We start from the raw sequence: 12825 nt of genomic DNA on the forward strand, positions 1-12825 counted from the left end.
GTTTATGAGTATTAAAGCGCAAATAAGTATTGCCAGTAAGCTGGGATTTACTTCACATCAGAATGCCGTGCCTCTGTTACGTGAGTTTGTTTTACACAACGAGTCAGACCAAAGTTTTCACGATTTAACGTTACATCTGCAAACCTCCCCCACCGTTCTGGAACCTAAAAAGTGGCATATCGATTGCTTGCTTCCCAATTCCTCTGTGGACATTCGCGATCGCGATATAAAACTCAATGCAGAGTGGCTGGCGGAGCTGACAGAAAGCGTCGTATGTGAAGTCTCGTTCAGTTTGCTACAGGGAACCGAAGAGCTTCTCACTCTTAATTACCCTCTGGAAGCACTGGCGAAAAATGAATGGGGCGGAGAAGCAATGTTTGAATTGCTGCCTTCTTTCATTATGCCAAATGACCCCGCAGTCGATCGTCTTTTAAAGGCGACATCAGACGTGTTACGCCGCGCTGGAAAAAACGATACTTTAGAAGGTTACGAAATTCAGTCCAGAACACGGGTATGGGAGATTGCTTCCGCGTTGTGGACCGCAGTCTGTAACCTGAATATCAGCTATGCCTTACCCCCTGCCAGTTTTGAGCGTAACGGTCAAAAGATCCGCACGCCCGGCGCTATTCTCGAAGGTAAAATAGCGACTTGTCTGGACACTACTTTATTATTCGCTTCTGCACTGGAACAAATAGGACTTAATTCTTTGGTATTCCTGTGCGAAGGACATGCTTTTGCGGGATTTTGGTTACAACCACAAGAGTTTTCACAACTCGTCACAGAAGATGTCTCTTCAGTCCGTAAACGCATTGATTTGCAAGAGATGGTTGTGTTTGAGACGACACTGGTCACGCAAGCCTATCCACCTTCATTTAGTCAGGCAGTTGAAGGGGCATTGAAACACCTTACCGAGGATGTTTTTCACGCGGCCATTGATACCCGGCGTGCGCGAATGCAGAAAATTCGCCCTTTGGCTTTGGCAGTCTCCCGCCTGGCCTGCCAGCCCGAAGATGAGTCAGAAATCCAGCACGGTTTTGAAGATGCGCCAGTCCTCCCCTCTTTTGAGCTTGACGTTGAAACCAACAATGAAAAGGACACCGCCAGCCGTTTAGTGCAATGGCAACGTAAATTACTCGATTTAACGACACGAAACCGTTTATTGCATTTACCTGAAAGTGCAAAAGGCATTCGCTTAATTTGCCCTCATCCAGGAAATCTTGAAGATAAACTCGCTGAAGGCAAAAGAATTCGCATTGTGCCTTTACCCGATCTAGAAATGGGAATCCGCGATACTGAATTATATCGTCAGCAAACCAATGAAAACCTTCGCGAAGAATATGCTCTTCTTGCTCTTGATCGGGGTGAAGTGGTATCGCCGCTTGAAAAAGACCGCCTTGAAGCAACACTTATTGATTTGTATCGTAAATCTAAAAGCGATCTGGAAGAAGGTGGTGCTAACACCCTGTTTCTTGCTGTGGGTTTCCTGAAGTGGAAAAAATCTGCCGATGATCCAAAAAGTTATTCAGCACCATTGATTCTTCTGCCCATCCAACTCGATCGTAAAAGCGCCCTTTCCGGTGTAACCATGCGCCTGCTGGAAGAAGAACCCCGCTTTAACCTCACGTTACTGGAGCTACTTCACAATGATTTTGCTCTGACGATCAAAGGGCTTGATGGTGAATTACCTACTGATGAAAGCGGCATTGATGTCGATGGTATCTGGAATATTGTACGCCGTGCCGTTCGGGATATACCTGGCTTTGAAGTCACCCGAGATGTTGTGATAGGCACTTTTTCTTTTGCCAAATATCTGATGTGGAAAGATCTCATCGATAGAGCACCACAGCTAATGCAAAGCCCCTTAGTGAAATATCTCATTGAGCGCGGTCAGGAGAATGTGGTTCTGGAAAAAAACGGGGAAATTGTCGAAATTGATGATCTTGATGCTGTAGTCAATACTCAGGAGCTTTTTCTCCCCTTACCCGCAGATTCTTCGCAAATTGCAGCTGTCGTTGCATCGGCAAAAGGTCGTGATTTTGTTCTGGATGGTCCTCCTGGCACAGGAAAATCTCAGACAATCGCCAATATGATTGCGCATAATCTGGCGTTGGGTAGACGTGTATTATTTGTTGCAGAGAAAAAAGCGGCGCTTGATGTGGTCTATCGTAGACTTGAAACTCAGGGACTTGGAGAGTTTTGCCTTGAGCTGCACTCCAGCAAAACATCAAAGATGGATTTTTTAAAGCAACTGGAACGTGCATGGGATGCTCGCGACATACTTACTACGCGTGAATGGGAAGAAGAAGCCAGCAAGGTTCAACGACTGCGCGACAAATTAAATCAGATTGTCCGTTTGTTGCATCGTCGTTGGTCAAACGGGCTGACGCTTCATCAGGCGATGGGACGCGTTATCAGAGATGCCAGTTCAGTCACGCCATCTTTGGTTTGGTCTTCTGGTATTCAACATACCGTTGAACAAATGACGGAGTTCAGAGACATAACCAGACGCCTGGAACTCAATCGCGATGCTTTTAAGCAACATGGTCATCATTTCAGGATTATCGCCCAAACAGAATGGACGAACGGATGGCAATCCTCGCTCATTGCCGAAGCTAAGACGATCCCCGTTAAAATTGATGATTATGAACAAGCCGCACAAAAATTACTTGAAGCAACAGGGATTTCTCTGGATACCACTGATCCAGAGAAATTACATCAGCTAATCAACCTCTGTGAATTATTGTCAAAAGCTGCAGGGCTTGATCTCAGTTTTATGTTTACTCCCGATGTCGCCTCACGAATAGAAGCGGCAAAAACGGTAATTACTCTTCTCTGTGAAATCGAATCGAACAAAGCACAACTGTCTGTAACTTATCCAGATAATAGCTGGCAACATGTGAATATTTCGCAAATTAAACATTCACTTGCTGAGGCAGATAAAAAATTCTGGTTCTTTGCGACGAACGCACGCAAAAACGTGATTGCTGGGGTGATGCAACAATATTCGCTAAACGCGACACCTGACCTCTCGGTGGATCTCGCTGTTATCGAAAAACTGCAATCATTACATCAACGTCTGTCCGATCTTGCGCCTTTGATGACGACGCAGCCAGGCTGGTATGGTCTTGATACCAATCAAAATAGCTTACGCGACGCGTTGGAACTAGCGGAATCTATTCGTACGGCACTTGCAAGTTTTGCATCCTCGCCACAACAACTTGCAGAATTCCGAACCTCCGTAGAAACATTAGTTGTTCACGCCAATGAGTTACTCGGTCCTCAGGGAATGATGATGGCATTAAGCCAAAATTTACGTACCTCACTCTCTGACTTTACTGAAACTAAAACCAGATTCTGTCATCTCCTCAATGTGACAGAGAGCGAGCATGGAATCGCCGAGTTACGTGAGTGTGCATCAGGCATCGTTAATAACCAAACTGCTCTTAAAGCCTGGAGTGACTGGTGCCGCGTTCGTGAAGAGGCCATCGACCGAGGTTTATTACCTCTGGTTAATTCTATTATCCTGGCTGATTCTGACGACATCAGCGCGACGGAGTTATTCGAAACGGCTTATTGTCGTTGGTTCGCTTCGTGGGTAATTGATTCTGAGTCGTTATTACATAACTTTGTCCCTGCTGAACATTTCAGTGATATCGAGACTTACCGTACGCAAACCGATCGCCTGGCTAAACTCACGGTTCGCTATATTCGCGCCAAACTGTGTGGAGTCATACCTGCTAAAAATGAAATTACCCGGCAAGGCGGTTTTGCCTTACTTAAACATGAATTACAAAAATCCCGACGCCATAAACCCGTCCGCCAAATGGCGGCAGAAATGGGTGACGCCATGTCAAAACTTGCGCCCTGCATGTTGATGAGTCCTCTTTCTGTTGCACAATTTTTACCTTCGGATCAACCACTGTTTGATCTGGTTATTTTTGATGAAGCATCACAGATTTCTCCCTGGGATGCGATTGGGGTAATGGCACGCGGTAAGCAGGTCGTTATTGCGGGAGATCCTCGCCAGATGCCACCAACCAGTTTCTTTAACAGGGCTGCGAGTGATACCGATGATGACACCGAAGAAGATATGGAAAGCATTCTTGATGAGTGTCTGGCTGCGGGTCTGTATAACCACAGTCTGAGCTGGCATTATCGCAGCCGACATGAAAGCCTGATCACCTTTTCCAACCATCGCTATTACGACAGTAATCTCATCACCTTCCCGGCGCCAGTCACACGACAAAGCGCGGTTCAGTGGTGCAAAGTATCAGGGGTCTACTCCAAAGGGAAAGGACGTCATAATCAGGCCGAAGCAGAAGCGATTGTTGCTGAAACCGTAAAACGTCTGACCGATAAAAACTTTGTCACATCAGGTAAATCAATTGGCATTATTACCCTGAATACAGAGCAGCAAAATCTTATCAGTGATTTACTGGATCGCGCCCGCCAACATCATCCTGAGATTGAGCCTTTCTTCCAGTCAGAACAGGAAGAACCCGTGGTTGTTAAAAATCTTGAGACAGTACAAGGGGATGAGCGAGACTTGATCATGCTTGGCATCGGATATGGTCCAACGGAACCCGGAGCCAATACCATGTCGATGAACTTCGGCCCATTAAACCGCGAAGGCGGCTGGCGTCGACTGAACGTTGCCGTGACTCGCGCCCGCCAGGAAATGATAGTGTTCAGCTCATTTGAACCTTCCTTTATCGACCTTAACCGCACAAGCGCGCGTGCTGTTGCTGACCTCAAGCACTTTATCGAGTTTGCTCAGCGCGGACCACTGGCATTGGCACAGGCAGTTCGTGGCTCTGTCGGTGGGTATGACTCCCCCTTCGAAGAGGCTGTAGCAAACGGCTTACGCAGAAAAGGCTGGCAAGTTGTTCCACAGATCGGCGTTTCACGCTTCCGTATTGATTTAGGTATCGTTCATCCTGATAAACCGGGTGACTACCTTGTTGGCGTTGAATGCGACGGTGCAACCTACCATAGCGCCGCCACAGCACGTGACCGGGATAAAGTTCGTAGCGCCATACTGCAAGGACTGGGCTGGACGCTTCTTCGCCTTTGGTCAACTGAATGGTGGATCGACAAAGAAGGTGCGCTTGAGCGACTTGATGCTGCGATAAGTAACTTATTAGAAGCTTCGAGGGCCAAGGAAGCTGCTAACGTTGCAACGCAAAAACAGGAAGCAACCGCCCCAGTAGAAAATGGCAACTCAGATAAGAATTTAGAAACAGAAGCTCACATTGTCGCTAATGATGAAAAATTATCCTCATTAATTCAGAGTGAACATCCGATGGTGCCTGAAGAGGAACCGTTATCTGAACTAAAATATGCCAATAACACGGTACTGGAGATGTGCAGTACAACTAACACCGGCACCTATGTCACGAATAATTTGATTGACTGGCAAGGTAAAACCGACTCAGAGAAATTTTATACCTCTGAATATGATGACACTTTAAAAGCGTTGATTGCCGATGTTGTTCAAGTCGAATCTCCTCTTCTTGACACCACACTCGTTCAGCGTATTGCGCGCATTCATGGATTTACTCGAGCAGGCAGGCTCATTCGCGAACGCGTCATGGAGATTGTCGATCAAAATTATCACGTCGCAACTGACCATTCTGGCGAAGATTTTGTTTGGCTATCAGAAACGCAAAGAACAGACTGGAATTCCTTCCGCCTGCCAGCGACTGACGAGGATATACGTCAGGTTGATGCGATACCTAGTGAAGAATTACGCGCATTAGCGTTAAGCCTTGAAGAGGAAAATAAGATCATGGAAATGGCTAAATCTCTGGGAATAAAACGACTAACCAGTCAGGCCAGACAACGACTGGAGTTGGTTATCTAAAATCATACCATTCCGGGAGGAATATCCCGGAATGGTTACAACTAGCCCTGTTTGCAGTGCAAAAGCGGGGCATCATTTTCATACTACTCAGTGTAGCGTTAAAAAAGTTCTGCTACTAATTCAATATTTGACATGAAAATAATGTCACTAAAAACACAAAAAATTGATATGTAACGATATTTATCACATAACTATCCACCTTGACCTGCTCCCTGCTGGCTAGCAGGGATCGATTTTTACAAGGTTCGCTATTAACACGGAGTAGGCAAGCTCATTGGGCTGAAAGTCCGATGTAAGCGAGAAGCGGAAGTTCGGTGTGGAGAAAAGGCGTGATGGGGTCTGGTTTATCTGTTGCGATTCAGTCATTGCTAAAACTTACTGTGAGAAAATTCGGCATATCGAGCCCCGCGAACAGCCGCGTGACGGCAGTCAATTGAGCCGCCAGTGTGAGCGTTTATCGATTTTGTCAAAGTACCTGACGCTTATAGGGATAAACAATCATAAAAGGTCGGGAGGTGCCTGCAAAGACAGGTAATAGCTCAATCAGCTCTCCGCGTTTTAACTCATCCTCGACGATAAAGCGGTAAACCTGCATCACACCTGCGCCGTTTTTAACTAACGTCAGGGTCGCAAGATAATCTTCCCGACAGACCGGCTGCGGGTTTCAATTCTGAATTCACGGGTTTGTTCCATAAATGACCACGGGGCAGGACGGCCATTGCCAGGAAGGATGTGTAAGTACCCCGTATAATCGAGCCATTCAAATTCAGAGAACCGGATAATCCAGATATCCATCTTTACCGCCGCCAAAGAATTTCTCTTTGATGGGCGCATTCAGCGGTAAATCGTTTTCCAGACGATACGGAAGATCCGGGTTGGCAATAAACGGACGACCAAAACCAATCAGATCAGCCCAGCCGTTAGCCAGCGCCTCTTCGGCGCGCGCTTTGGTGTATTTACCGGAGTAAATCAGCGTGCCATGGAAAATTATGCGCAGCGCTTCTTTAAAGGCTGCAGGCATCACCGGCGCATCTTCCCAGTCGGCTTCGGCAATATGGATATAGGCAATCCCCAGCTCGTTCAGTACGCTTGCCGCCGCGAGGTAGGTCGCTTCCGGCGTATCGTCTCTGGAGCCCATCAGCGTAGTCAGCGGCGCGAGACGAATTCCTACACGCTCTTTACCAATCGCCGAAGAGACAGCTTCCACCACCTCTTTCATAAAGCGCAGACGATTTTGCAGCGAGCCGCCGTATTCGTCATCACGCAGGTTGGCCTGCGAGTCAATGAACTGGTTAATGAGATAGCCGTTCGCGCCGTGCAACTCAATACCGTCAAAGCCAGCGGCAATCGCATTACGCGCCGCCTGTGCATAGTCATCAACGATTGACGGGATCTCTTCCAGCGTCAGTGCACGTGGCATGTCATGCTGAACCATCTCGCCAACGCCGTTCTCCGGACCACGGCCTTCCACATCGACAAACACTTTTACCCCTTCGGCCTGAATTGCCGAAGAAGACACCGGTGCGGCACCGTTCGGTTGCAGCACGGTATGAGACACGCGACCGACGTGCCACAGCTGAGCAAAAATTTTACCACCTGCGTGATGCACCGCATCGGTCACTTTTTTCCAGCCAGCAATCTGCGCCTCAGAATAAATACCCGGCGTCCAGGCATAACCCTGCCCCTGCTGGCTGATTTGCGTACCTTCGCTGATGATAAGTCCAGCACTGGCGCGCTGCGCATAATAGTCCGCCATCATGTCAGTCGCAACGTCACCCGCACCGGCGCGGGAACGCGTCATCGGTGGCATTACAATACGGTTTTTTAATGGCAACGCATTCAGCGCATATTTAGCAAATAACATAATGGGTTCCTCGCGCGATTATTTATACAGTTCGGCACTCATGGTGACGGTATTGCCCATGCGAGCGCTGGTAATTTTGTATTCAGAGGCGTTCATCTCTTTCGCTTTCTGCGCAATAACCGCTTCCGCAGAATCCAGTGTTTTACCGGTTGCTGTCACGCTTTGCGCCGATGCGTTAAACGCCGCTACAGAGAAAAGAGAAGCCGTAAAAATTGCGATGATCGTTTTCATGTTTATATTCCAGAGTGTCTTAATTGTTTGGCGTTTATTAACGCGATGGGGAGAGAATACGCCTGCTGCCTGATAACATAAATGATACAAATGACAATAGACTATTCTGTTTTTGTTAATAATCAGACGCCGGACATTCCGACGCCTGTCGATCGCATCAGGCAACAAAGTTGTCCTTCAGCGCCTTGAGACCATCCCGATAGATGCCGGTAAACAGCGCCTCGGCCTCTTCGTTCGTCATATTCACTGGGGTGAATTCACCGAACCATTCCACACGGGAAACCTGGCTGTCGGCGGTTTCATGAACGGTAATGGTGGAGAGGTAATCCACCACCGGAAACGGTGCCTGAATAATGGAATAGGTATAACTGCGTTGACGGTTATCAAACGCTTCCAGACGTTCAACCACAGTGCCGCCATCAGAGGTTGTCAGCGAACGAACGCGACCACCTTCTGTCACCACGCTTTTCGGGATGAATGGCAGCCAGTCTGGCAGCGCATCAAAGCCGCCCATCAATTGCCATACGGCGTCGGCAGAAGCCGGGATTTCGATCGATACAGTTGTTTTAGCCATGATAATTTTCTCTTAATTTATAGGGTTACATAGTCAGGGTGTCGACGACACCGCCATCGACGCGCAGGGCTGCCCCTGTGGTTGCCGAGGAAAGTGGTGACGCGAGATAAACCGCCAGATTCGCCACTTCTTCCACATCCGCCGCACGCTGGATGATGGAGCTCGGACGCGAGGTTTTAACAAACTCATCGGCCTGTTCACGCGCACTGCGTCCCGACTGTGCAGCGGCATCCGCCAGCATCTCTTTCAGGCCATCGGTAAAGGTTGGCCCTGGCAGAATGGCGTTGACGGTCACACCGGTTCCCGCCAGTCGTTTCGCCAGACCATGAGAGACCGCCAGATTCGCGGCTTTGGTGACGCCGTAGTTGATCATGTCGCCAGGGATTGCCACGCCGGATTCAGACGAGACAAAGATAATCCGCCCCCAGCCCTGTTCCGTCATGCCTGGCGCATAGTGACGCGCCAGACGAACGCCGGAGAGGACGTTGACGTTATAGAAGTGCATCCACTCATCATCCGGAACGCTAAAGAAATCTTTATCGTTAAAAATACCCAGATTATTGACCAGCACATCAGCCGTTGGGACTGCAGCGATCAGCGCAGCCACGCCGTCTTCGGTGCTGAGATCGGCCACCACGCCGCGCAGTGACGCTGTGGGAGTTTGTGCCGCAATCGCAGCCATGGCGTCATCAACGCCGCTCTGTTTACGGCCGACGACAACCACCGTTGCGCCTGCTTTTGCCAGTCCGGCGGCGATACCCTGCCCAATGCCGGAGGTTGAGCCGCTGACCACCGCGACTTTACCTGTCAGATCCAGTTTCATCGTTTTCTCACCAGGTTGATTAACGGGTCGGCAGCGGAGCGTTTTCCGCAACCAGATTTTGACGGCGCATTTCTGCCCAGAATTCAGCCGGAACAGGCGCATTCAGTGCAGCCAGATCTTCTGCCATACGGCCAGGACGGCTGGAGCCAGGAATAACCGCCGCAACGGCCGGGTTTGCCAGCGCGAACTGCAGCGCAGCTGCTTTAACGTTCACATTGAAACGTGTGGCAATGGCGTTAATTTGCGCCACTTTCTGCTGAATGGCCGCAGAGGCTTTCTGATATTCAAAGTGCTCGCCGCCTGCCAGTACGCCAGAGCTGTACGGACCACCCACAACGATATCCACATTCTGTTCCAGTGCTTCTGGCATCAGGCGTTGCAGCGCACGTTCGTGATCAAGCAGGGAATAACGCCCCGCCAGCAGGAACGCATCTGGCTTCGGTTCGTCCAGCGCCAGCGTCAGTTCGCAAGGTTCGACGCGGTTCACACCCAGTCCCCAGGCTTTAATCACACCTTCGTCACGCAAACGTGTCAGCGCACGAAACGCACCGGTACGGGCAATGTTGAACTGCTCCAGCCAGCTGTCACCGTAGAAGTCCTGCGCCGGGTCGTGGATCCAGACAATATCCAGACGGTCTGTTTTCAGGCGTTTCAGGCTGTCTTCAATCGAGCGCAGCGTGGCGTCAGCGGAGTAGTCATTCAGAATTTTGTTTTTCAGGCCGTGTTCGAACAGGCCACCTTTTTCACCGAAATCACGTTTTGCCGGATCTTCCATTTCGTCCAGCATGATGCGGCCGACTTTGCTGCTCAGAACGTATTCATCGCGTGGATACTGAGACAGCGCTTCACCCATGCGGATTTCAGAAAGGCCAGAGCCGTACAGCGGCGCGGTATCGAAGTAACGCACGCCCAGGTTCCAGGCTTCGCTCACGGTGGCGTGGGCCTCTTCTTCCGGAATGGCACGGAACATGTTGCCGAGCGGTGCGCCGCCTAAGCCAATTTTGCCGGGAAGTAAATTTTTGATGCTCATAAGATGTCCTCAATTATTCGGTTTGGGTTCGGGCGTTTTTTTGCTATCGCCCTGTGACGTGGATCACATTACCTTGCGAGGTTGTGACTTGATAGGACATAATTAGTCTGACTTAAGTCCTTTGAGGTCTAACATGATTGATTTACGCCAACTGAAGTACTTCGTGGTGGTCGCAGAAGAAGAGCACGTGGGACGCGCAGCCGAGCGATTACATATCTCGCAATCACCGCTGAGCCGCCAGATTGCACAACTGGAAGAACGGCTGGGACTGATGCTGTTTGAGCGTAATCAGCAGCGCATTCGCCTGACCGCTGATGGACAGACATTCCTTGCTGAAACACGTTCGTTGCTGACACACGCCAACCGTCTGGAGTCGTTAGGCAAACGCCTGGGGCGTGGTGAAGATGGTGGCTTGTGTATTGGCTATATTGAAAACGCCATGCATTCCGGTGTGCTTTCTACGGCGCTACGTACGTTACGTGTATCGCGTCCGAATGTGCATATCGCTCTTTACAGCCAACCACCGGCCACCCAGATTGAAGGCCTGCGCCAGCGCAGTCTCGATTTTTCTCTGGTCGATACGCCGCCCGCCGACAGCGAGCAGGATCTGGAATATATTCAGGTTCTGGATGATCGAATGTTGTTGGCCTTACCGCAAAATCATCCTCTGGCGCAGGAGGAAAACCTTGTCGCGTCGCAACTTGGCGATGAGCAGTGGATTGCGGTGATTCATAACGACGATGCGCATTCTCGCGATCATTTTGTCGCAGCCTGTGTTAACGCTGGGTTTAATCCTGATATTCGCCTGGAAGCGGGTGAACCACTCACGGCATTAGGTCTGGTCGCTGCGGGATTAGGTCTGGCCTTAATTCAACATAGTCTGCGTCATAATGCGCCGGAAGGGGTGGTATTACGTGAATTGCCGTGGATGAATTATTCAACGCAATTATGGGCAGCATGGCATAAAGCCAACCAACGTCCGCTGGTTTCCCATTTCCGCCAGATTCTGCGCGGTGAATAAAACATTAAGCGGGAACCATTAGTTCCCGCTTCCCGGCCTTGATGTTGATAACGGCGCCGAATTTTTATTATTTATTCACAGCCGCCAAATCCTGCGCACAAGCCCACGCACTCGACCATGCCCACTGGAAGTTATAGCCCCCCAGCCAGCCGGTGACGTCCATCACTTCACCAATGAAGTACAGCCCCGGCACTTTGCGCGCTTCCATTGTCCGTGAAGAGAGTTCGTTGGTGTCCACTCCGCCGAGCGTCACTTCGGCGGTGCGATAGCCTTCAGTGCCGTTAGGTTGTACGCGCCAGTCGGTCAATGTGGTAATCAGCGCCTGTTGATCACGCACGTTGAGCTGTTTTAGCGAGACATCCGGGATTTGCCCGAGTTGTTGTAACCGTTCAACCAACCGTTTCGGCAGATGAACCGCCAGGGTGTTCTTCAGGCTCTGGTTTGGATGTGCGTTACGCTGCTCATTAAGGAAGGTTTCGAGATCCACATCCGGTAGCAGATTGATGCTGACAAATTCTCCCGGCTGCCAGTAGCTGGAAATCTGTAATACCGCAGGGCCGGATAAGCCACGATGAGTGAAGAGTAAGTTCTCGCGGAATACAGTGCCGTTTTCAGCGGTGATCACCGAAGGCGCCGCCACGCCTGCCAGCACCTGTAACTCTTCCAGCAACGGTTTATGCAGAGTGAATGGCACCAGGCCAGCGCGGGTGGGCAACACGTTGAGGCCAAATTGTTCGGCAATCTTATAACCGAACGGCGATGCGCCCAGACCAGGCATCGAGAGGCCTCCGGTGGCAATGACCAGTTTATCGCAGCCGACGGTCATACCGTTCAGTTCAAGCGTAAACCCCGTTTCATCCTTTGCCACACTCAGCACTTCGCTGCGCAATCTGAAGGTCACATTACCCTTTTCACACTCATCCACCAGCATGTCGACAATCTGCTGTGCAGAGTCATCACAGAAGAGTTGCCCTAACGTTTTCTCGTGCCAGGCGATGCCGTGTTTATTGACCAGATCAATGAAATCCCACTGGGTAAAACGCGCGAGTGCAGACTTACAAAAATGCGGATTCTGGCTCAGATAGGCGCCAGGCTCGACATAAAGGTTGGTAAAGTTGCAGCGTCCACCGCCAGACATGAGGATTTTGCGCCCCGGTTTTTTACCATTATCAATCAGCAAAACTCTGCGTCCCGCCTGACCTGCCAGCGCAGAACAGAACATACCAGCCGCACCAGCGCCTATAATAATGGCATCAAACCTTTCCACGTTGCGCTCCTCTTAGAAAAAACGGGCGTGAATTGTAAAGATTCCTCAGTGGTCGCACCAGCATCAATATTACTTAGGGGAAGTATTTACCTGAATTATATAAGATAATTATTTTTTGAGCAAAAATCATACAGGAGGCAAATCAAAAAAAT

At 49.8% G+C, this 12825-nt stretch carries 9 protein-coding genes; 2 read left to right on the forward strand and 7 right to left on the reverse strand.

The genetic code is table 11. From position 1 onward, the window contains the following. Nucleotides 1-4 precede the first annotated feature (4 nt). Nucleotides 5-5863 carry a DUF3320 domain-containing protein gene (locus A7Z06_RS17055; RefSeq protein ID WP_105279508.1) on the forward strand — a complete coding sequence of 1953 codons (5859 nt, stop codon included), beginning with the start codon at nt 5-7 and terminating at the stop codon, nt 5861-5863. Between the two features lie 466 nt (nt 5864-6329). On the opposite strand, the gene A7Z06_RS22270 is transcribed toward A7Z06_RS17055, so the two are convergent. From A7Z06_RS22270 to A7Z06_RS17080, 6 genes are all read right to left on the reverse strand, one after another. Then, the gene (locus A7Z06_RS22270; RefSeq protein WP_274541215.1) at nt 6330-6461 is read right to left on the reverse strand and encodes a hypothetical protein; all 132 of its coding nucleotides are present in this window, start codon (nt 6459-6461) and stop codon (nt 6330-6332) included. A gap of 168 nt (nt 6462-6629) precedes the next feature. Next, on the reverse strand, nt 6630-7727 hold the full coding sequence (locus tag A7Z06_RS17060) for an alkene reductase (protein WP_000895476.1): 1098 nt from the start codon (nt 7725-7727) through the stop codon (nt 6630-6632). Nucleotides 7728-7745: 18 nt separating this feature from the next. Next, nucleotides 7746-7958: a DUF1471 domain-containing protein gene (locus A7Z06_RS17065; RefSeq protein ID WP_000848789.1), complete on the reverse strand. Its 213-nt coding sequence runs from the start codon at nt 7956-7958 to the stop codon at nt 7746-7748. A 157-nt stretch (nt 7959-8115) separates the two neighbouring features. After that, entirely contained in the window at nt 8116-8532 is a 417-nt protein-coding gene (locus A7Z06_RS17070; RefSeq protein ID WP_001140837.1) for an SRPBCC family protein, read from the reverse strand. A gap of 25 nt (nt 8533-8557) precedes the next feature. Continuing rightward, a complete protein-coding gene (locus A7Z06_RS17075) occupies nt 8558-9355 on the reverse strand; it encodes an SDR family NAD(P)-dependent oxidoreductase (RefSeq protein WP_000762716.1) in 798 nt (265 codons plus the stop codon). A 19-nt stretch (nt 9356-9374) separates the two neighbouring features. Next, on the reverse strand, nt 9375-10385 hold the full coding sequence (locus tag A7Z06_RS17080; protein WP_000023622.1) for an aldo/keto reductase: 1011 nt from the start codon (nt 10383-10385) through the stop codon (nt 9375-9377). A 133-nt stretch (nt 10386-10518) separates the two neighbouring features. On the opposite strand from A7Z06_RS17080, the gene A7Z06_RS17085 reads away from it, so the two are divergent. Continuing rightward, nucleotides 10519-11406 (forward strand): LysR substrate-binding domain-containing protein, encoded by an 888-nt coding sequence (locus A7Z06_RS17085; RefSeq protein WP_000566329.1) that lies wholly within the window; start codon nt 10519-10521, stop codon nt 11404-11406. Nucleotides 11407-11473: 67 nt separating this feature from the next. Here A7Z06_RS17085 and A7Z06_RS17090 read toward each other — a convergent pair whose 3' ends face one another. Then, entirely contained in the window at nt 11474-12673 is a 1200-nt protein-coding gene (locus A7Z06_RS17090; RefSeq protein ID WP_000439176.1) for an NAD(P)/FAD-dependent oxidoreductase, read from the reverse strand. Between the last annotated feature and the right edge of the window lie 152 nt (nt 12674-12825).

The organism is Escherichia sp. MOD1-EC6819 (assembly GCF_002965765.1).
Lineage (GTDB): Bacteria > Pseudomonadota > Gammaproteobacteria > Enterobacterales > Enterobacteriaceae > Escherichia > Escherichia ruysiae.

Coding starts and splice junctions, on each gene's coding strand:
- A7Z06_RS17055 (WP_105279508.1), top strand. CDS start 5: ATGAGTATTAAAGCGCAAATAAGTATTGCCAGTAAGCTGGGATTTACT.
- A7Z06_RS17060 (WP_000895476.1), bottom strand. CDS start 7,727: ATGTTATTTGCTAAATATGCGCTGAATGCGTTGCCATTAAAAAACCGT.
- A7Z06_RS17065 (WP_000848789.1), bottom strand. CDS start 7,958: ATGAAAACGATCATCGCAATTTTTACGGCTTCTCTTTTCTCTGTAGCG.
- A7Z06_RS17070 (WP_001140837.1), bottom strand. CDS start 8,532: ATGGCTAAAACAACTGTATCGATCGAAATCCCGGCTTCTGCCGACGCC.
- A7Z06_RS17075 (WP_000762716.1), bottom strand. CDS start 9,355: ATGAAACTGGATCTGACAGGTAAAGTCGCGGTGGTCAGCGGCTCAACC.
- A7Z06_RS17080 (WP_000023622.1), bottom strand. CDS start 10,385: ATGAGCATCAAAAATTTACTTCCCGGCAAAATTGGCTTAGGCGGCGCA.
- A7Z06_RS17085 (WP_000566329.1), top strand. CDS start 10,519: ATGATTGATTTACGCCAACTGAAGTACTTCGTGGTGGTCGCAGAAGAA.